This is a genomic window from Micromonospora sp. WMMA1947 (assembly GCF_027497355.1).
Taxonomy (GTDB): Bacteria; Actinomycetota; Actinomycetes; order Mycobacteriales; family Micromonosporaceae; genus Micromonospora.
This window is the reverse complement of record NZ_CP114909.1, coordinates 872,707-892,715: the sequence shown is the minus strand read 5'-3', so window position 1 is coordinate 892,715 and position 20,009 is coordinate 872,707. Positions and strand designations below refer to the sequence as shown.

General features: G+C 73.2%; 19 protein-coding genes. 13 read left to right on the top strand and 6 right to left on the bottom strand.

The features are described from left to right. Window positions 1–33 precede the first annotated feature (33 nt). Window positions 34–2,439 carry a DUF4153 domain-containing protein gene (locus tag O7604_RS04245; protein ID WP_281578921.1) on the bottom strand — a complete coding sequence of 802 codons (2,406 nt, stop codon included), beginning with the start codon at window positions 2,437–2,439 and terminating at the stop codon, window positions 34–36. A gap of 154 nt (window positions 2,440–2,593) precedes the next feature. On the opposite strand from O7604_RS04245, the gene O7604_RS04240 reads away from it, so the two are divergent. After that, window positions 2,594–3,499 (top strand): lytic polysaccharide monooxygenase, encoded by a 906-nt coding sequence (locus O7604_RS04240; RefSeq protein ID WP_281578920.1) that lies wholly within the window; start codon window positions 2,594–2,596, stop codon window positions 3,497–3,499. Between the two features lies 1 nt (window position 3,500). Here the strand turns inward: O7604_RS04240 and mgrA are convergent, their stop codons facing one another. After that, entirely contained in the window at window positions 3,501–4,490 is a 990-nt protein-coding gene (mgrA, locus tag O7604_RS04235) for an L-glyceraldehyde 3-phosphate reductase (RefSeq protein ID WP_281578919.1), read from the bottom strand. A gap of 57 nt (window positions 4,491–4,547) precedes the next feature. Here mgrA and O7604_RS04230 point away from each other — a divergent pair, with 57 nt between their 5' ends. The 5 genes from O7604_RS04230 to O7604_RS04210 all read left to right on the top strand — a co-directional run bounded on the left by O7604_RS04230 (window position 4,548) and on the right by O7604_RS04210 (window position 11,198). Beyond that, a complete protein-coding gene (locus O7604_RS04230; protein WP_281578918.1) occupies window positions 4,548–5,516 on the top strand; it encodes an aldo/keto reductase in 969 nt (322 codons plus the stop codon). Between the two features lie 70 nt (window positions 5,517–5,586). After that, window positions 5,587–7,107 (top strand): magnesium chelatase, encoded by a 1,521-nt coding sequence (locus O7604_RS04225; RefSeq protein WP_281578917.1) that lies wholly within the window; start codon window positions 5,587–5,589, stop codon window positions 7,105–7,107. A 2-nt stretch (window positions 7,108–7,109) separates the two neighbouring features. Beyond that, a complete protein-coding gene (locus tag O7604_RS04220; RefSeq protein WP_281578916.1) occupies window positions 7,110–9,065 on the top strand; it encodes a VWA domain-containing protein in 1,956 nt (651 codons plus the stop codon). 937 nt (window positions 9,066–10,002) lie between these two features. Beyond that, complete coding sequence (locus tag O7604_RS04215) at window positions 10,003–10,581, top strand: hypothetical protein (protein WP_281578915.1); 579 nt, start codon at window positions 10,003–10,005, stop codon at window positions 10,579–10,581. A gap of 140 nt (window positions 10,582–10,721) precedes the next feature. Next, entirely contained in the window at window positions 10,722–11,198 is a 477-nt protein-coding gene (locus O7604_RS04210) for a hypothetical protein (RefSeq protein WP_281580037.1), read from the top strand. Here O7604_RS04210 and O7604_RS04205 read toward each other — a convergent pair. Continuing rightward, entirely contained in the window at window positions 11,155–12,198 is a 1,044-nt protein-coding gene (locus O7604_RS04205) for a helix-turn-helix domain-containing protein (RefSeq protein ID WP_281578914.1), read from the bottom strand. The genes O7604_RS04210 and O7604_RS04205 overlap by 44 nt on opposite strands. 70 nt (window positions 12,199–12,268) lie before the next feature. Here O7604_RS04205 and O7604_RS04200 point away from each other — a divergent pair, with 70 nt between their 5' ends. Then, window positions 12,269–13,567: an MFS transporter gene (locus O7604_RS04200; RefSeq protein ID WP_281578913.1), complete on the top strand. Its 1,299-nt coding sequence runs from the start codon at window positions 12,269–12,271 to the stop codon at window positions 13,565–13,567. A 50-nt stretch (window positions 13,568–13,617) separates the two neighbouring features. Here O7604_RS04200 and O7604_RS04195 read toward each other — a convergent pair whose 3' ends face one another. Genes O7604_RS04195 through O7604_RS04185 form a run of 3 tightly spaced genes read right to left on the bottom strand, consistent with a single transcriptional unit; the run spans window position 13,618 to window position 15,197 of the window. Beyond that, the gene (locus O7604_RS04195; RefSeq protein WP_281578912.1) at window positions 13,618–14,343 is read right to left on the bottom strand and encodes an RICIN domain-containing protein; all 726 of its coding nucleotides are present in this window, start codon (window positions 14,341–14,343) and stop codon (window positions 13,618–13,620) included. 58 nt (window positions 14,344–14,401) lie between these two features. Continuing rightward, window positions 14,402–14,686 carry a DUF427 domain-containing protein gene (locus O7604_RS04190; protein WP_269701955.1) on the bottom strand — a complete coding sequence of 95 codons (285 nt, stop codon included), beginning with the start codon at window positions 14,684–14,686 and terminating at the stop codon, window positions 14,402–14,404. Window positions 14,687–14,726: 40 nt separating this feature from the next. Continuing rightward, the gene (locus tag O7604_RS04185) at window positions 14,727–15,197 is read right to left on the bottom strand and encodes a YbaK/EbsC family protein (RefSeq protein ID WP_281578911.1); all 471 of its coding nucleotides are present in this window, start codon (window positions 15,195–15,197) and stop codon (window positions 14,727–14,729) included. A gap of 91 nt (window positions 15,198–15,288) precedes the next feature. On the opposite strand from O7604_RS04185, the gene O7604_RS04180 reads away from it, so the two are divergent. The 6 genes from O7604_RS04180 to O7604_RS04155 all read left to right on the top strand — a co-directional run bounded on the left by O7604_RS04180 (window position 15,289) and on the right by O7604_RS04155 (window position 19,977). After that, entirely contained in the window at window positions 15,289–16,674 is a 1,386-nt protein-coding gene (locus O7604_RS04180; protein ID WP_281578910.1) for an FAD-binding oxidoreductase, read from the top strand. Beyond that, window positions 16,671–18,014, top strand: a complete 1,344-nt coding sequence (locus O7604_RS04175) for a class I SAM-dependent methyltransferase (RefSeq protein ID WP_269701950.1) — start codon at window positions 16,671–16,673, stop codon at window positions 18,012–18,014. The genes O7604_RS04180 and O7604_RS04175 overlap by 4 nt, the downstream gene beginning before the upstream one ends. Window positions 18,015–18,105: 91 nt before the next feature. Then, window positions 18,106–18,666: a helix-turn-helix domain-containing protein gene (locus O7604_RS04170; RefSeq protein ID WP_269701949.1), complete on the top strand. Its 561-nt coding sequence runs from the start codon at window positions 18,106–18,108 to the stop codon at window positions 18,664–18,666. Further along, window positions 18,659–19,486 carry an SRPBCC domain-containing protein gene (locus O7604_RS04165; RefSeq protein ID WP_269701947.1) on the top strand — a complete coding sequence of 276 codons (828 nt, stop codon included), beginning with the start codon at window positions 18,659–18,661 and terminating at the stop codon, window positions 19,484–19,486. Before O7604_RS04170 ends, O7604_RS04165 begins: the two co-directional genes overlap by 8 nt. Before the next feature lie 78 nt (window positions 19,487–19,564). Continuing rightward, window positions 19,565–19,798, top strand: a complete 234-nt coding sequence (locus tag O7604_RS04160) for a zinc-ribbon domain-containing protein (RefSeq protein ID WP_269701945.1) — start codon at window positions 19,565–19,567, stop codon at window positions 19,796–19,798. A gap of 2 nt (window positions 19,799–19,800) precedes the next feature. After that, window positions 19,801–19,977 (top strand): hypothetical protein, encoded by a 177-nt coding sequence (locus O7604_RS04155; RefSeq protein ID WP_269701943.1) that lies wholly within the window; start codon window positions 19,801–19,803, stop codon window positions 19,975–19,977. Window positions 19,978–20,009: the final 32 nt, after the last annotated feature.

The window sequence follows — 20,009 nt, the reverse complement described above, 5'->3', positions numbered from 1 at the left end:
GGGCCGCGTGGATTCGCGGCCCGGCCGGTGACGTCAGCGGGGACGCCGGGTCTTCGGCAGGTCGAACTGGTCGGCCCGGCGGCAGTCCTTCGGGCCGCCGATCGCCTGCGGGCCGACCTCCTCCAGTGCCTTGCGGGCACGCTGGCGGCCCAGGTTCCAGGCGTACCAGGGGTCGGGTTCGGCGAGGTCGTCGGCGATCCAGCTCAGCGTGCACCGGCGTACCGGGTCGGGGAGCTTGGCGAGCGCCGGGGTGGCGTCGGCGGACAGCGCCCGCAGGTACCAGGCGTCGATCTTGCCGGTCTGCTCGTACCGCAGGGTGTTGCGGCGGGCGACGTAGTTCTCCGGGTTGAGTACGGCCAGACCGAGCAGCATCGCGACAGCCAGCGCGAGCGTGGTGCCGGGAATCCACCGGCCCCGCCATTTGATGCCGGCCGCGAGGATCATCAGGAAGACCGTGCCGAGCAGCATCTCGAACGCCATCACGAAGATCCGTTCGCCGGTGAAGCTGTAGACCTTCTGGTACGTCCACATCCGGGACAGCGCCGACGCCACGATCACCACGCTCAGCGCGCTGATCAGCCCGAGCAGCACGCGCAGCAGGATCCGCTCGACCGGCTGCTCCCGGCGCGCCCAGCGGCTCACCCCGCCGAGCACCGCCACCGTCAGCAGCGTGACGAAGAGCAGCTGCCAGAAGCCGCTGCGCGCGTACTCGGCGTAGCTGAGCCCGGCGACCCGCTGCACGTGCCGCTGCCCGCCGAAGAGCATGGTGAACTGCACCACCACGAACCCGGCGAACAGCAGCGTGAGCGCGCCGATGGCCGGGGCCCACTCCAGCAGGCCGAGGCGACGCTCACCCTCGCGGTCCACGGTGGACAGATCGGGCGGTGCGGCGAGCGTGTAGAGCGCGGCGACAGCGATCAGACCGCCCACCACGGCGAGGAACAGCCAGCCGAACACCGTACCGATGTTGATCTCGGGGACGAGCGAACCGAGCGCCTCGGAGAACGCCGCGTCGGCCGACGCGAGCAGGCTGCCGAAGACCACGAGCACCACGACCGTGGCGACCACCGAGACAGTCACCTTGCGGACCGTCGCCTCCTGTGGCGAGGCGGTGACGTGCCGGCGTACCCAGGGCAGGCCGCGCAACGCCGCGAACGGCGTGGCCACCAGGCCGAACAGGATCGAGCGCACGAGCCGCCCGCCGATGATCGCGAGGGTGGCGCAGCCGAGCGCGCCGAGCACGCAGAACGTCACGAGCCACCAGGCGTTGCGGAACGCCGGAACGGCGATCAGGGCCAGCGCCGCAGTCGCCCACCCGGCCCGGATGAGCTTGTCGGCGCGCGGCAGGTCCGCGGTCTTCGACCGGACTGCCAGCACCACCGCGAGCGTGAGCGTGAGCCACCCCAGGAACCAGCCGACGCCGACGCGGCCGAGCGGCACGAAGACCGCGCTGCCGACCGCGGCGGCCAGCACCGCGAGGGGTACGGCCCGCCCGGTCGCCGCCTTCGGACCGGGCCACTTCGTGCCGAGGAACGAGGTCCGCGGCACCGGCGGTCGCGGCGCCCAGACCGGCGCCTGCGGGTGACCGCTCCACCCCATTCCCGGGTACGGCGGCGCGGGCGCCAGCCCACCGCCGTGCGGAGGCGGGGTGCCCGGAGCGCGCTGAGTACCCGGCGCGGGCTGCGGCCCGGTGGTCGGCTGCGCGCCCGGCGCGGTCCATGCTCCGGAGACAGGCTGCGCACCCGGAGAGGGGACAGGCGTCTGCGCACCGGCGGGAGGCGCCGGCGTGGCGCCGGACGGGCCGGTAGCCGCTGGCGTGCCGGGGGATCCGGCAGGAGTATCCGGGCCGGCATCCGGGGTGGACGATGCGGCGTCGCCGGTGGCCGAGGACGTTGCGCCCGCCTGCTCCCGGCGAGCCGCCGGAACGGCGTCCGGCGGGGCGGCGACAGGCTCTCCGCCCGCCGGACGGTCGGCGACGCGCTTCCCAGCCCCGGCTGCTGCCGGCGCACCGCCGTCGATCGGTGTAGACCCGGCCGAGGCGGTCGGGTCGCTCGCGGCGGCGTAAGGAACCGAGCCCTCTGCCGGTGTGGCCGGGGCAGCGGTGGTGCCGCTCGCGCCGGTGGCCGGGGCGGCGCCCTCCGCCGGGGAGCGCTCGGCGGCGGGAGCCGTCGCCTGGGCGGGCACCGCCGCCGCCGGCTGGCCGGGCGCGGGGACCAGCGGGAGGAACAACGCGTACCCCTGGGTGCCGGGCGGCACGCTGACCGGAATCGCCCAGCCGGGTTGTCCCTCGACGCCGGGCCAGGGCACCGGCGCGGGCGCGCCCTCCATGGTGGGCAGCACCAGCAGGTACGGCTGCGTGGGGGCGGGGACGTCACCCGGCGCGGGCCCGGCCGCCGGGGCGGTACGGGACGGCTCGGGGGACGGGGCCGGTTCGGTCAAGGGACGCTCCTCGATCACAGGTTTCGTCACTCTAGGGCCCACCGGGCGTCCGTCGCCGCCCCGGTTGTCCGTTCGGTCATGTCGCCCCGGCCGATCGGCGCGGATCGAACCTTTCGCGGCTCGTGGCCGTACCAGTGCGCGGGAGGTCGATCACATGGCCGCACGTCGCGCGTTCGCCGCGTCCGCCGCGCTCGCCGCCGTCGCCGCGACGGTGCCGCTGACCGCCGCGCCCGCCGCGGCACACGGTGCGCCGACCAGCCCACTGAGCCGGTCCGCCGCCTGCGGGCCGGAGGGTGGCCGGGCGCGGACGCCCGCCTGCCGGGCCGCGATCGCCGCCGGAGCGGCGGTACGCGAGTGGGACAACATCCGGGTGGCCCGGATCGACGGGCGGGACCGGGAACGCATCCCGGACGGCGAGCTGTGCAGCGGCGGGCTGTCCGCGTACCGGGGACTGGACCTGCCGCGCGCCGACTGGCCGGCCACCACGCTCACGGCCGGGGCCCGGCACACGTTCCGCTACCGCACCACCATCCCGCACCGGGGCACGTTCCGGTACTACGTCACCACCGGCTCGTACTCGCCGAAGCGCGTGCTGACCTGGGCGGATCTGGAGGAGAAGCCGTTCCTCGAGGTCACCGACCCGCCGATCCGCGCGGGCGCCTACGAGATGCGGGGGAAGCTGCCGGCCGACCGTAGTGGCCGGCACATCGTCTACGTCATCTGGCAGAACTCGGACACCCAGGACACGTACTACTCCTGCTCGGACGTGATCTTCCGGGCGGCGCGCGGCGAGCCGGACGCGTCACCGGCAGCGCCGAAGGCGAGCGCGTCGCCTCCGCGTACCCTCGCCGGGGCGGCGACCGACGAGGAGCCGGCGGTGCCGGTCGCGACGGTGACCGACGGCGGACCGCTGTCCCGGCCGCTCGTCCTCGGCGCGGCGGCGTTCGTCGTCGCGCTGCTCGCGGCGGCGGTGGTCGGACTGCGGCGGTCCGGCGGTCCGCCGCCCGGGCGGCCGTGCGGTGTCCGCAACCACCGCGCCGGGCGGCGCCGCATCTGGTGACTCAGCCGAGCAGGCGCTCGATCTCGGCCAGGTCCTCACCGGCGAGGTCGAGGTTGCCCAGCGCGGCCACGTTGCCCTCCAGCTGCGCCACGCTGCTCGCGCCGATGATGAGGCTGGTCATGCGCGGGTCGCGCAGCGCCCAGGCCAGGGCGAGCTGCGCGAGCGTCTGCCCGCGCCGCTCGGCCACCGCGGCGAGCCCTCGCACCGTCGCCATGGTCTGGTCGTCGAGGTCGCTCTCGTTCAGGAAGACGCTCGTGCGCACCCGGGAGTCGGCCGGGATGCCGGTGAGGTAACGGTCGGTGAGCAGGCCCTGGGCGAGCGGGCTGTACGCGATGCAGCCGGCGCCGACGCCCTCCAGCGTGTCCAGCAGCCCGTCGCTCTCCGTCCAGCGGTTCATCATCGAGTACGACGGCTGGTTGATCAGCAGCGGCGTGCCCAGGTCGCGCAGGATCGCCGCGGCCCGCTCGGTCTGCTCCGAGTCGTAGTTGGAGATGCCCACGTAGAGCGCCTTGCCGGAGCGGACGATCGCGTCGAGCGCGCCCATCGTCTCCTCCAGCGGGGTTTCCGGGTCGAACCGGTGCGAGTAGAAGATGTCGACGTAGTCCAGCCCGAGTCGGCGCAGCGACTGGTCCAGCGACGAGATCAGGTACTTGCGCGAGCCCCACTCGCCGTACGGGCCGGGCCACATCAGGTACCCGGCCTTGCTGGAGATCACCAGCTCGTCCCGGTACGGCTTCAGGTCGCCTGTGAGCAGCCGGCCGAAGTTCTCCTCCGCCGAACCGGGCGGCGGACCGTAGTTGTTCGCCAGGTCGAAGTGGGTGATGCCGAGGTCGAAGGCGCGGCGGACGATGTCGCGCTGCCGCTCGAAGGGCCGGTCCGGTCCGAAGTTGTGCCACAGGCCGAGGGAGATGACGGGGAGCTTCAGCCCGCTCCGGCCGCTGCGCCGGTAGATCATCTCGTGGTAACGGTCGTCGCTGGCGAGGTATGTCACCAGGCCATTCTGTCCGCACCGGAGTGCGCGCGCAGCGGCGCGGGTACGTTCGGCCACATGCGTTACGTGCGGCTCGACGCCCCCAAGCCCATTTCCAAGATCGGCCTCGGCACCTGGCAGTTCGGCTCCAAGGAGTGGGGTTACGGCCCCGAGTACGAGCGCCGGGCCGCCGAGATCGTCCGGCGTGCGCTCGACCTGGGCGTCACCCTGTTCGACACCGCCGAGCTGTACGGCTTCGGCCGCAGCGAGCGCATCCTCGGCGCGGCGCTTGGCGACGACCGGGCCAAGGTCGTGGTCGCCAGCAAGATCTTCCCGCTGCTGCCGGTCGCCCCGGTGGTGCAGCAGCGCGCTGTCGCCTCAGCCGCCCGGCTCGGCGTCGACGGCATCGACCTCTACCAGGTGCACCAGGCCAACCCGGTGGTCGCCGACACCACCACCATGCGCGGCATGCGCTCGCTGCAGGACGTCGGACTGGTCGGCGAGGTCGGCGTCAGCAACTACGGCCTGCGCCGGTGGCGGTTCGCCGAGGCCGCGCTGGGCCGCCGGGTGCTGAGCAACCAGGTCCGCTACAGCATGATCGACCGCGGCCCCGAGGAAGACCTCATCCCGTACGCGGAGCAGGCCGGCCGGATCGTCATCGCGTACTCGCCGCTGGCGCAGGGTTTCCTGTCCGGCCGCTACGACGCCACGAACCCGCCGGCCGGTGCGGTACGCCGGGCCAACCCGTACTTTCTGCCGGAGAACCTGGAACGCGGCACCGCGCTGATCGCCACGCTGCGCGAGGTCGCCGACGCGCACGACGCCACGCCCAGCCAGATCGCGCTCGCGTACGTGCTGCGGCACCCCAACGTGGTGGCCATCCCGGGCGCGTCCGGGGTCGAGCAGATGGAACGCAACGCGGCCGCCGCCGAGATCGACCTCGCCGACGACGAGTACGCCGCACTGGTCGCCGCCGCGCACGCGTTCCGCCCGGTCACCGGGCTGGCCGCCGTACCCCGGATGGTCCGCGCCCGCCTCGGGAAGTGAGCGGCGTTCCGGCGGCTTCCCTTGTCGCGACATCGACGACGGAGGCCGCCGGCCGTCGGAGCGCGCTAGCGTGGATCGGGTGACCGCTCCCAACCAGGTTTCCCCGGTCCCGCCCGCCGACCTGCCGAGCACGCTCGGCGAGCTGCGCGCGACCGGCCACCAGTACCGCACGGTCAAACAGGAACTCCGAGACAACCTCCTCGCCCGGATGGGCTCCGGCGAGGACCGCTTCCCCGGCATCGTGGGCTACGAGGACACGGTGCTGCCCGAGGTCGAGCGCGCGCTGCTCGCCGGGCACGACATGGTGCTGCTCGGCGAGCGCGGGCAGGGCAAGACCCGGCTGATCCGCTCGCTCGGCGCGCTGCTGGACGAGTGGACCCCGGTGATCCCCGGCTCGGTGCTCAACGAACACCCGATGCACCCGCTCACCCCGGCCTCCCGGGCGCTTGTCGACTCGGCCGGCGACGACCTGACGATCGGCTGGCTGCACCGCTCGATGCGGTACGGCGAGAAGCTCGCCACGCCGGACACCAGCGTCGGTGACCTGATCGGCGACGTCGACCCGATCCGCCTCGCCCAGGGACGCACGCTCGGCGACCCGGAGACCATCCACTTCGGGCTCGTGCCGCGTACCAACCGGGGCGTCTTCGCCGTCAACGAGCTGCCCGACCTGGCCGAACGCATCCAGGTGGCGCTGCTCAACGTGCTCGAGGAACGCGACATCCAGGTCCGCGGCTACCAGTTGCGGCTGCCGCTGGACCTGCTGCTGGTGGCCAGCGCCAACCCGGAGGACTACACCAACCGGGGCCGGATCATCACGCCGCTGAAGGACCGGTTCGGCGCGGAGATCCGTACCCACTATCCGCTCGACCTCGACCTGGAGCTGGAGCTGATCCGGCAGGAGGCCGACCTGGTCGCCGTCGTACCGGAGCACGTGCTGGAGGTGCTGGCCCGGTTCGCCCGCGACGTGCGGGAGTCCCCGTCGGTGGACCCGCGTTCCGGTGTGTCCGCCCGGTTCGCCATCGCCGCCGCGGAGACGGTGGCCGCCGCCGCGTTGCGCCGTTCGGGTCTGCTCGCCGGTGCTGCTGCCGCTGCCTCGGGTGGCGGTGCCGGGGCGGCAGGCGGTGCCGGGGCGGCTGGTGGCGTCGGGGCGGCGTCCCGGCCGGAGGCGCCGGTGGCCCGGATCGGGGACACCGTGTCGGTGACCTCCACGCTGCGCGGCAAGGTCGAGTTCGAGAGCGGCGAGGAAGGACGCGAGATCGAGGTGCTCGCGCACCTGCTGCGTACCGCCACCGCCGAGACGTTCCGCGCCCGCCTGGCCGGGCTCGACCTGTCCGGCTTCACCGCGCTCGTCGCCGAGGGCGGCGCCGTCGAGACCGGCGAACTGGTCTCCTCGGCCGAGCTGTTGCGCCAGGTCGGCACCGTGCCGGGGCTGGCCAAGGTGCTCGACCGGCTCGGCCTCGGCGACGCGCCCAGCCCCGAGGAGGCGGCGGCCGGCATCGAGTTCGTGCTGGAAGGGCTGCACCTGACCCGCCGGCTCGGCAAGGATGTCACCGACACCGGGCGCACCGTCTACGGGGACCGGGACTGACAGTGGCCGGCGGCAACCGCTTCCGGTACGGGCAGTGGCGCGGCGGCCCCGACCCGCTCGCCCCGCCGTACGACGTGCGCGCCGCGGTGGACGCGGTCGGCTCCGACGTGCTCGCCGGCGGCAGCCTGCGCGAATCCCTGCGCGAGCTGCTGCGGCGCGGCCCACAGGGGCGTGGCGGGCTCGACGACCTGGCCGCCCGGGCCCGCCGCCTGCGCCGGGAGGCGCTGCGCCGCGGCGACCTGGACGGCGCCGTCACCCGGGCCCGGGCGCTGCTCGACCAGGCGCTCGCCGCCGAACGCGACGAGCTGCGCGGCCGCGACAGCGACGACGCCCGGTTCGCCGAGGCCGTGCTCGACAACCTGCCCCGCTCCACCGCCCGTGCGGTGTCGGAGCTTTCCGGGTACGACTGGGCCAGCGCCGAGGCGCGGCAGACGTACCAGCGGATCCTCGACGGGCTGCGCGGCGACGTGCTGGAGCAGCGGTTCGCCGGGCTGCGCGACGCGGCCCGGGCCACCGCCGACCCGGCCGTCCAGCGGCAGCTCGCCGAGATGATGCGCGACCTCAACGACCTGCTCGCCCGGCATGCCCGCTCCGAGGACACCACCGACGCGTTCGCCGAGTTCATGCGCCGCCACGGGGAGTTCTTCCCGGAACGCCCCAAGGACGTCGACGAGCTGATCGACGTGCTGGCCCGGCGGGCCGCCGCCGGTGAGCGGCTCATGCGGTCACTCTCGGACCGGCAGCGCGAGGAACTGGCCGGGCTGATGCGCCAGTCGCTCGGCGACCGGCTGGCCGGCGAACTGTCCCAGCTCGACGCGCACCTGCGGTCGCTGCGGCCGGACCTGAACTGGCAGCGCGGCGAGCGGGTCCGCGGCGACCAGCCGCTCGGCTACGGCGAGGCCACCGGCGCGCTCGACGAGATCGCCGAACTCGACGAGCTGCTGGACTCCCTCGACCAGGACCAGCCCGGCGCCACACTCGACGACGTCGACGTGGAGGCGGTCGCCCGGACGCTGGGCCGCGACGCCGCCGACGACGTACGCCGGTTGCGGGAGCTGGAACGCGAGCTGCGCCGCCAGGGCTGGGTCACCCGCGACGCGGAAGGGCTGACGCTCACCCCCAAGGCGCTGCGCCGGCTCGCCGGAACCGCGCTGCGGCGCGTCTTCGCCGACCTGACCGCCGGGCCGCGCGGCCAGCACGACCTCCGCACCGCGGGCGCCGCCGGCGAGGTGAGCGGAGCGTCACGCCCCTGGGAGTACGGCGACGAGCAGCCGCTGGACGTGGTGCGCACGCTCACCCGGGCGGTACGCCGGGCCGGCCCCGGAGTGCCGGTGCCGCTCGCGGTCGAGGACTTCGAGGTGGTGGAGACCGAGCGGCGGGCGTCGGCGGCTGTGGTCCTCTGCGTCGACCTGTCGTACTCGATGATCTCGCAGGGCCGCTGGGGTCCGATGAAGCAGACCGCGCTGGCCCTGTCGCACCTGATGGCGACCCGGTTCCCGCAGGACGCGTTGCAGATCGTCGGCTTCGGCCGGGAGGCGATGCCGCTCACCCAGCAGGAACTGGCGGCGGTGGAGCCCGACATGCAGCAGGGCACCAACCTGCAGCACGCGCTGCGGATCGCCGGCCGGCACCTGCGCCGCCACCCGGGTGCCGAGCCGGTGGTGCTGGTGGTCACCGACGGCGAGCCGACGGCACACCTGGACCCGGAGGACGGCGAGGCGTACTTCCACTGGCCGCCGCTGCCGGAGACCATTTCGGCGACGATCCGGGAGGTGGACCGGCTGACCCGGTACGGCGCGACGCTCAACCTGTTCATGCTCGGCGACGACCCGGGGCTGCGCCGGTTCGTGGACGCGGTGGCCCGGCGCTCGGGTGGCCGGATGTTTACCCCCGACCTGGACGACCTGGGCGAGTACGTCGTCTCCGACTACCTACGCGCCCGCCACGGCCGCCGCTGAGCCCACCCTTCCCGCCCTGCCACCGCTCCCGCCCTGCCGCCGCTCCCGCTCCCGCGCTCCCGCCCGCTCTCGCCCGTCCTCCTGCCCTCCCGCGCTCCCGCCCGCTCTCGTCGATCTTGGAGTTGTGGTGCCCAAGATGCCCGGTTCGCACCTTCGGTGAGGTGCCACAACTCCAAGATCGACGGCACTTCCGAGATCCTGGCGAGCTCTCGCGAGCCCGCGAACAAGAGGTGTCCACGAGCCCTCGCGTGCCCGCGATCTTGCACTTCGGGCCCCCGCAAACCCCGCGAATGGGACCCATCGAGGGCCCCGAACTGCAAGATCGCGAGGTGGTCGGGGGCCCGGCTGCGTTGATCATGAAGTTGACGGTGCGTGGTGTCCGTTTTGTCGCCGCCAACCTCATGATCAACGCTGTGGGGGGTGCCCGGGAAGGGCTTCTCCGGGGTGATCAAGGGGTTTGTGGGTTCGTGGGCGTCGGAAGGTGCCGAACTCCTTGATCACGGGGTGCAGGGCGAGGTGCTCGGCTGGGCTCGATCCGGGTTGGGCGTGTGTGGGGTGGGGTGTCCGGTTCGGGGGTGGTGGGCGGCACTCTGGTGGCGGAATCGTGGGCGGGCGGATGGCGTTGTAACCGGGTGAACGACCGAGCACCAGCCCGGCCCCGAACGGGCCGCACGGCCTGCGAGAAACAGTCGCGGGCGGCGGGTCGTTGAACACGGTTCCGACGACGTGAACCCCGCGCGCCGCACCCCCCGGTGGTGGCGTGAAGGCCCCGGGAATGATCCTGGCCGGCGGGTCGTTGGACATGCTTCCGGCGCCGCGCAGAGGCCCCCGCCCCGCGAGCAGCCGAGAACTCCCTTGAAGACTTTTGAGCGCCTGACGGTGCCCACGCACCCCCGTCCCCCGGCGGGTGCGTCGACCCCCGAATGGAGCACTTGTGATGAACACGATTCTGCGTAAGAGCATCCTGGGTATTGCTGGTCTGGCTTTCACCGGTGGCGTGTTCGCCGGTCCGGTCGCCGCCCACGCGGCCGACACCACCACGCACGCGGCGAAGCCGGTGAGTGTGAGCGTGCAGGGTGACAAGCTGATCCCGCACGGCGTGCAGGGCACCCAGTCGCGGATCGAGCTGAACGACGAGCAGACCGCGAATGTGAAGGCGATCATCGCCGCGACGAAGAAGGCCGGCATGGACGAGCGCGCCGCGGTCGTCTCCATCGCCACGGCGTTGCAGGAGTCGAAGCTGGAGAACCTGGGCCACCTGGGTGACCGTAACGACCACGACTCGCAGGGCCTGTTCCAGCAGCGTCCGTCGAGCGGGTGGGGCACGGTGGAGCAGATCACCGACCCCGAGTACTCGACCACCGCGTTCCTCAAGGGCCTGAAGCAGGTCGACGGCTGGCAGGACATGCCGCTGACCAAGGCCGCCCAGACCGTCCAGGTGTCCGCCTACCCGGACCACTACGCCCAGTGGGAGCAGCAGGCCGCCGACCTCGTCGCCCAGCACTGGAACAAGTAAGACGAACAACGAAGAACGCAGCGAAAGGCCGGCACCCCGAACCAACGGGGTGCCGGCCTTTTCACGCGTCCGGGTGAACCGGGCCCGGTAGTCGGGGTGATCGCAGCGGCCGCGAGGGTTGGATGCGGGGCATGGACGAGGTGGACGCCCCGGCACTGCGGCAGGCGTACGAGGAGTTGTTCGAGGAGATCGACGCGGGCGGGTTCGGGCCGCCGCCCGAAGGGCAGCTGAGCGCCGAGCAGATCGTCGCGCACCTCGCCGCCAACGACGAGCTGATGAGCGAGGCGACGGAGGCGGTGCTGGCCGGGTCGCCGTTCGCCTACTACGACCTGGACACCATCCACCGTCCCCAGCTCGACGCGCTGGTCTCCGAATGCGGCGGGCTGGACGGACTGGCCGCGCTGTTCCGGGCCACCAGCCAGAAGTTGTGCGCGCTGGCCGAGCGGCTCGGCCCGGCGGCGGAGACACCAGTGGACACGGTGCTACGCGAGGGCTTCGACCTGGACGTGGACGAATCGCTGCCCTGGGGCAGAGCGCTGGACCTGCACATCCGCGTGCACCTGCCGCTGCACCTCACCCAGCTCCGCGCCCTGCGCCGCCAGCCCCACCTGGCCTGACCGCCACGCCGTCAGGCCGCGACGCCGCGGGGGAAGGGTGACGGAACGTGCGGCGGTAGGCGGTGGGCGCCACGCCGACCCGGGTGTGGAAGTGCTGGCGCAGCGCGGCGGTGGTGCCGAAACCCGCGTCCCGGGCGATCCGGTCGACGCTCAGATCAGTCGTCTCCAGCAGCACCCGCGCGTACTCGGTGCGCTGCTGGAGCAGCCACTGCGCCGGACTGAGGCCGGTCTCGGAGCGGAAGTGCCGGGTGAACGTGCGGACGCTCATCCGTGCGTGCGCCGCCATCTCGCGCAGCGCCACCGGTTCGTGCAACCGTTGCCGCGCCCACTCGCGGGTCGCGGCGGTGCCGTTGTCGGTGCCGCGGGGGACCGGCCGCTCGATGTACTGGGCCTGCCCACCCTCGCGCCACGGCGGGACCACGCAGCGCCGGGCCGCCCGGTTGGCCACCGCGCTGCCGTGGTCGGTGCGGACGACATGCAGGCACAGGTCGATACCGGCGGCCACGCCGGCCGAGGTGAGCACGCGACCGTCGTCGACGAACAGGACGTCGGGGTCGAGCCGTACGCCGGGGTGAAGGCGGCGGAAGCGCGGCGCGTACGCCCAGTGCGTGGTGGCCGGGCGGCCGTCGAGCAGGCCGGCGGCGGCGAGCACGAACGCGCCGGTGCAGATGGACATGACGCGCGCACCCCGGGCGTACGCGGCGTGCAGCGCGTCGGTCACCTCGGCGGCCAGCGTGCCGTCGAGCAGCGGCGAACCGGTGTGGATGCCGGGGACGATCACGGTGTCGGCGCTGTCCAGCAGTTCCAGGCCGTGTTCGGGGAGGACCTGGAATCCGGCGCTGCTGCGTACCGGCTGCCCGCCGGGAGTGCAGGTCGCCACCGCGTACAGCGGGGTGCGGTCGTCGGCGCGGGCGGCGCCGAAGACCTGGGCCGGGGTGCCGAGGTCGAGCGCCACCACCCCGTCGAGGGCGAGGACGGCGATCCGGTGCGGTACGGACATGGCCCGATTATTGCGCACGTTGGCTTTCCGGCCACTCGTCCAACGGACCGCCCGGCCCGAGACTCGGCTGGTGAAGCGATCCCGCCTGCATCCGGCCTGGCTCGTCGCCGCCGTCGCCTTCGTGGCGCTCGTCGGCGCGGCCGGCTTCCGCGCCACCCCCGGCGTGCTGCTGCACCCGCTGCACGCCGAGTTCGGCTGGCCGCTGGCGACCATCTCCGCCGCCGTCTCGGTCAACCTGCTGCTGTACGGCCTCACCGCGCCGTTCGCCGCCGCGCTGATGGACCGGTTCGGCATCCGCCGGGTGGTCGCCGGCGCGCTGATGCTGGTGGCCGCCGGCAGTGGCCTGACCGTGGGGATGACCGAGAGCTGGCAGCTCCTGCTGTGCTGGGGCGTCCTCGTCGGGCTGGGCACCGGCTCGATGGCCCTGGCGTTCGTGGCGACGGTGACCGGGCGCTGGTTCGTCAAGCGCCGGGGCCTGGTGACGGGCGTGCTCACCGCCGGCGGCGCGGCCGGGCAGCTCGTCTTCCTCCCGCTGCTGGCGGTGCTGGTGCGCGACCACGGCTGGCGCACGGCGGCACTCGTCGTCGCCGGGGCCGCTCTGGCGGTCGTACCCCTTGTGGTGTGGTTGTTGCGGGAGCATCCGGCGGACCTGGGGCGGCCCGCCTACGGCGCGGCCGAGGTCGTGCCGCCGGCACGGCCGGAGGGCGGCGCGGCGGCGCGGGCGGTCGGCGCGCTCGCCGCCGCCGCGCGGACGCGGCCGTTCTGGCTGCTCGCCGGCGGTTTCGCGATCTGCGGCGCGACCACGAACGGCCTGGTCGGTACGCACTTCGTGCCGGCCGCCCACGACCACGGCATGCCGGAGACCACCGCCGCGGGGCTGCTCGCCGTGGTCGGGATCTTCGACATCGCCGGCTCGATCGCCTCCGGCTGGCTCACCGACCGGGTCGACCCGCGGCTGCTGCTCGGCGCCTACTACGCCTTGCGCGGGGCGTCGCTGGTGGTGCTGCCGAGCCTGTTCACCGGTACGGCCGAGCCGAGCATGCTGGTCTTCATCGTCTTCTACGGGCTGGACTGGGTGGCGACGGTCCCGCCGACGGTGGCGCTGTGCCGGGAGTGGTTCGGCGCGTCCGGGGCGGTGGTGTTCGGCTGGGTGTTCGCCGCGCACCAGTTCGGCGCCGCGCTCGCGGCCACCGGCGCGGGCCTGGTCCGGGATCGGCTCGGCGACTACGCGATGGCCTGGTACGTGGCCGGTGCGCTGTCGATCGGCGCGGCCGGGCTGTCGCTGCTGCTGCGCCGCCGTCCCGCCGACGAGCCCGCGTTCACGCTGCCGGTGGTCGCGAGCCGGCGGGCCTGGAGCTACCGGGGGTGACCGGCCGGCGCTGCCAGGGGTGACCGGCCGGCGCTACCCGGGGTGACCGGTCAGCCGGCCGCCCACTGCTGCTCGGGTGCGCCGCTGCACGGCGCCTGCTCCAGCTCGCGGCCGGGCTCGGTGCCGGCGTCGTCGACCTGCGCGCACTTGCCGCTGTGCACGGCGACCAGCAGCGCCGCGCCGTCACCGGCCTGCTGGAACCGCCACTGCTGGTTGGCCTGCCCGTTGCAGGACCACTGCTGCACGTCCGCGCCGTCGTCGGTCTTCGCCTCGTTGACGTCCAGGCACTTGCTGCTCGCCGCGTTCACGAGCAGATAGGTGTCATTCGTGACCGGCGTGACCACCCACTGCTGCTCCGGCCCGCCGGTGCAGTCGGCGAGCGCGGCCTGCGCGCCCTCGGCCTCGTCGCCGGTCACGCCGAGGCAGCGCCCGGACGGCACGCCGCGCAGCACCTTCGGGGTGGCCACCGGCGCGGCCGGGGTGGTCGGCGCCGCGCTCGGCGACGGCGACGACGAAGGCGTGGGCTCCGCCGTCGGTTCCGCGCTCGGCTCGCTCGCCGCCGCTGTGGGCACCGCAGCCGCCGGCACCACCGGCCGCTCGCCACTGCCGCCGAGCACGCCGGTGGCGAAGAAGGCCCCGAGGAGTACGCCGGTCGCGCCGACGCCCAGCGCGATCCGCATCAGCGGGTCCTGCGGCAGCCGGACGCCCCGGACGCGCCGGGTGCGGCGGGCGCCGCCGTAGACGGTGCCGGACGGGTCGGAGTGCGGGTCGGCCATGGGAGCATGGTGACCCACCGGGGCCGCCGGGTGCCAGTCGAGCCGGCGGCACGGTGACTCAGTCGACGACCCGGACGTCCTTCCAGAACGCCACCCGGTCGCGGACCATCTCCGCCTCCGGTTTCGGGTCGGGGTAGTACCAGACGGCGTCCGGGCTGGTGGCGCCGCCGTGTTCGAGCGTGTAGTACGAGGCCGTGCCCTTCCACGGGCAGACCGTGTGGGTGTCGGAGGGGCGGATCAGGTCGTCGCGCAGCGCGGTACGGGGGAAGTAGTGGTTGCCCTCGACCAGCACGGTGTCGTCGCTCTCGGCGACGACGAGGTCGTTCCAGACGGCTTTCGGCATGCCCTCCACGCTATGCCGGTGGCCGCGTACCGGCCACCGTTCAACGCGTCGGCTCCTCATCGGTCACGTCGGCCACCGTCGCGGCGAGCGCCGCCAGCGCGGTGTCCGCGTCGACAGCGACGGCGAGGCCGTGCTCGCCCGCGCCGAGCGTGATCTCCCGGCCGCGCAGCCGCTCGTCGGCGATCACCGGCCAGGCGGTGGTGGAGCCGAACGGCGTGATGGTGCCGCGCGCGTACCCGGTGGCGGCCTTCGCCGCCTCGGCGTCGGGCATCGACAGGCGGCTCACCCCGAGCAGGGCGCGCAGCTTCGGCCAGGAGATCACCCGGCCGCCGGGAGTGAGCACGAACAGCAGGTCGCCCTCGCCGCGGCGGACCACGATCGTCTTGACCACGTCGGGCACCTCGACGCCGCGCGCCGCGGCCGCCTCGGCGAGGCTCGCGACCGGACCGTGGCGGATCACCCGGTACGGCAGGCCGGAGTGGTCGAGAGCGGTCAGCGCGGGATTCGCCATGGCGGTCACGGTAACGCGCGAGCCGACCGCGAGTCGGCGAGGCCACCGTGGACGTCCCACGAATTGTCGTACCCGCGCGTAAGGTGATCTCATGCACGCTGTCCGTGATCATGAACGGGCGGTGGACACGCTGCGGCGCTCCTACGCCGCGGTGCCCGCCGGGGAACCCGTACGGCTGGCCAAGCAGACCTCGAACCTGTTCCGGCCCCGCTCCGCGCCGCGTACGCCCGGCCTGGACGTCAGCGGCCTGACCGGTGTGCTCGCTGTGGACCCGGCGGCCCGTACCGCCGACGTGCAGGGCATGTGCACCTACGAGGATCTGGTCGACGCGACGCTGCCGCACGGCCTGATGCCGCTTGTCGTGCCGCAGTTGCGCACCATCACCCTGGGCGGGGCGGTGACCGGCCTGGGCATCGAGTCCACCTCCTTCCGCAACGGCCTGCCGCACGAGTCGGTGCGGGAGATGGACGTGCTCACCGGTTCGGGGGAGATCGTCACGACCCGGCCGCAGGGCGAGCACGCCGACCTGCACCGGGCCTTCCCCAACTCGCTGGGCAGCCTCGGCTACGCCACCCGGCTGCGCATCGAGCTGCAACCGGTCCGCCGGTACGTGTCGCTGCGCAACATCCGGTTCACCCGGCTGGAGGAACTGGTCGACGCGATCGGCGAGGTGGTCGCCAAGGGCGCCTGGGGCGGTGAGCCGGTCGACGCGATGGACGGGGTGGTGTTCAGCCCCGGCGAGGCTTACCTCGTGCTCGGCGCGTTCGCCGACGAGGCCGACGACGGCCCGTCCGACTACACCGGCCAGGACATCTACTACCGCTCGCTGCGCCGGCGCACCCGGGACACGCTCACCGCGTACGACTATCTCTGGCGCTGGGACACCGACTGGTTCTGGTGCTCGGCGGCGTTCGGGGTGCAGCACCCGGTGGTGCGGCGGCTGTGGCCGCGGCGCTACCGGCGCAGCGACGTCTACCACCGGATCGTGCGGCTGGAGCACCGGCACCAGGTGGCCGCCCGGGTCGACAGGTGGCGGGGCCGCCCGGCCCGCGAGCGGGTGGTGCAGGACGTGGAGGTCCCGCTGGACCGCACGCCCGAGTTCCTGCGCTGGTTCGCGGCGAACGTGGGCATGACGCCGGTCTGGTTGTGCCCGCTGCGGCTGCGCGATCCCTCCGGTCCCGGGTCGGCGAAGGCGTGGCCGCTATATCCGCTCCGACCGGGCGAAACGTATGTGAACATCGGCTTCTGGGGAAGCGTGCCCATCGCGGCGGGCGCCGCGGACGGCGACGTCAACCGCCAGATCGAGCGCATGGTGTCGGAGGTGGGCGGCCACAAGTCGCTCTACTCCGACGCGTACTACGACCGGGGCGAGTTCGACCGCCTCTACGGCGGCGACACCTGGCGTGCCGTGAAGGACCGCTACGACCCGGACCACCGACTCACCGGACTGTACGAGAAGGCGGTATCCCGAGCATGAGTCTGACCGACCGAACACCGGGGGCGGCGAGCGCCCCGGCCGGCCCGCCGGCGGGCGGGCGGCGTACCGGACCCACAGTCGCGGACGTGGTCCGCGCGGTCACCACCGGCGACCTGCCCGTCCGGGTCACCGGCTACGACGGCAGCGCGGTGGGCCCGGCCGACGCCGGCATCACCCTGGCGATCCACACCGAGCGAGGTCTGTCCTACCTGCTCACCGCGCCGGGTGACCTGGGCATGGCCCGGGCCTACGTCAGCGGCGACCTGGAGCTGCAGGGGGTGCACCCGGGCGACCCGTACGAGGCGCTGCGGGTGATCAAGGACGAGGTGCCGCTGCGCATCCCGCCGGTGAGCGACGCGCTCGCGCTGGTCCGGGGGCTGGGCTGGGAACGGCTGCGCCCGCCGCCGCCCCCGCCGCAGGAGGCGGCGCCGCGCTGGCGGCGGCTGATGACCGGCCTGCGTCACTCGCGTACCCGGGACAGCAGCGCGATCTCCCACCACTACGACGTGTCGAACGCCTTCTACGAGAAGGTGCTCGGGCCGTCCATGACGTACACCTGCGCGGTCTTCCGCAGCCCCGGCGACACCCTGGAGGAGGCGCAGCGGAACAAGTACGACCTGGTCGCCGGCAAGCTGGCGCTCAAGCCGGGGATGCGGCTGCTGGACGTCGGCTGCGGCTGGGGCGGCATGGTCCGGCACGCGGCCCGGGAGTACGGCGTCAAGGCGCTCGGCGTCACCCTGTCGAAGGCGCAGGCCGAGTGGGCGCGCGCCGCGATCGAGCGGGAAGGGCTCAGCGAACTGGCGGAGGTGCGCCACCTCGACTACCGGGACGCGCCGCGCGAGCAGTTCGACGCGATCTCCTCGATCGGGCTGACCGAGCACATCGGGGTGCGCAACTATCCGGCCTACTTCGGTGCCCTGCGCGAGCGGCTCAAGCCCGGCGGTCGGCTGCTCAACCACTGCATCACCCGGGCCGACAACCGCGCGCCGCACCGCTCCGGCGCGTTCATCGACAGGTACGTCTTCCCGGACGGCGAGCTGGCCGGTCCGGGCCGGCTGATCAGCGAGATCCACGATGCCGGGTTCGAGGTGCACCACGAGGAGAACCTGCGCCAGCACTACGCGCTGACGCTCGCCGGCTGGTGCCGCAACCTGGTCGAGCACTGGGACTTCTGCGTCGGCGAGGTCGGGCCGGGCACCGCGAAGGTGTGGGGCCTCTACATGGCGGGCTCCCGGCTGGCGTTCGAGCGCAACGGCATCCAGTTGCACCATGTGCTCGCCACGCACAACGGCCCCGAGGGGGTGAACGGGTACCCGCTGCGTCCGGACTGGACGCCCTGACGCGACGTACCCACGAAAGGCCGCGCGGACCGCGCGGCCTTTCGTCGAAGGCATTGACAAGGAAGTTTTGTACGTACAAACTGATTTTGCCATGAGAGACGTCCTGTACCTGGAACAGCGAGAGCAGGCCGAGATCCTGCTCAAGCCGCAGCGCATCGAGGTGCTGCGGCAACTCGCCGAGCCCCGCACCTGCACCGAGGTCGCGGCCCGGCTGGAGCAGACGCCGCAGCGCGTCTACTACCACGTCAAGCAGCTCGTCGCGGCCGGGCTGGCCGAGCAGGTGGCGCAGCGGCAGGTGCGCGGCATCACCGAGGGCATCTACCAGGCCGCCGCCCGGTCGTACTGGCTCTCGCCCCGCCTCGTCGGCCGCATCGGCGGCGCCCGCCGGGCCCGCGACGAACTGAGCCTGGGCTACCTGCTCGACCTCATGGAGGAGGTCCAGGCCGACATCGCCGCGCTGGACCGCGCCGCACCCGAACTGCCGTCCATCGGTGTCTCCGGCGAGATTCGGGTGCCCGCCGAGCGGCGGCAGGAGTTCCTGCACGACCTGCAGACGACGCTGCAGGACCTGTTCACGCGCTACGGCGGCGCCGAGGGGGACGCCTTCAAGCTCGCCGTGGCCTGCTACCCGAAAGGCGACACCCATGAGTGAGCCGATGACCATCCGCGCCCGCCTCGCCGCACCCGTGGCCACAGTCCGCCGGGCCCTGACCGACCCCGCCGAACTGCGCGTCTGGCTGGCCGAGCACGCCGAGGTCGAGCTGCCCCGGCGGTACGAGTTCTGGGGCCGCTACACGCCCGAAGGCGACGCGCCACACCAGCGGCTGCTGCACGTCGACGACCGGACACTGCGCTTCGCGTGGACGCTCGACGGCGTGGAGACCACCACCGAGTTCGAACTGGAGCCCGATGGCGACGGCACGATACTCACGCTGCGGCAGAGCCACTTCGACTACGAGGAGGCGATGAGCGGCAGCAGCATCCGGGGCGTGCTCCAGACGTACTGGTACCTGGCGATCGCCCATCTCAACGACCACCTGGACGGCCGGCCGCTGCTGCCGCGTACCGACTTCACCTCCGCCGACCTGCGCGGTGAGGTGGTCATCGACGCGCCGATGGACAAGGTGTGGGCGTCGCTCACCGACTCCGAGCAGGTCACCGCCTGGTTCGGCTACCCGGTCGGAGTCGAGCCCTGGGAGGGCGGCCGGTACGCGATGGGCGGCCTCGACGCCGGTGAGGCCGCGAAGGTGTTCGACGTGACGCCGGGGCGGGCGATGTCCATCGACTGGGGACCGGTCGGCGTGACGTCCTGGGAACTGGCGGAGTCCGACGGCAGGACGAAGCTGACGTTCGTGCAGTCCGGCTTCGACGAGGGCAACCCGCCGTACGCGGCCTGGAGCGGCAACGTGGCCGGGTGGGCCGAGCTGCGCCGCTTCCACGAGGTCCCCGACTGGAAGCCCATCTGGCTGTAAGGAAGGGCCCCCTCTTAACGCCTCCGGTAGAGGAGGGGGCCCCTTTTAACACAGGCCCCGGGTGGGTAATGCCGGGCGATGTTCTTCATCTTCGGGCTGCGGACCAAGGTCGTCCGGTCCGGCGTCGTCACCGAGGTCTGCCGCAACTGCGGCAACCAGGCCGCCCAGGTGATCACCCGCCGGGTCACCAAGTTCAGCCTCTTCTTCATCCCGCTGATCCCGCTGCGCACCCGGTACGCGCAGCAGTGCACGTTCTGCGGCGCCGAGTACGACATCTCCCGCGCCGAGGCCCAGCGCCTCCCGGTCGGCTGACAGTGACCCGTTTCCTCTTCTGGCTGATCGGCCGCCAGCCGGACACCCCGGTCGCCGTACCGGTGCACACCGCGGCCCGCCCGCCCTGCACGCCCGGCCTTCGGCACCGCCGCCGGCGTCGTCGCGTCGCGGGCGCGCAGTCCCCGCGCTCGCCCTGGAACCGCTCCGCCGACCGCTGACGCGCCGTGTTAACAAGGGGCCCTTCCTCTAC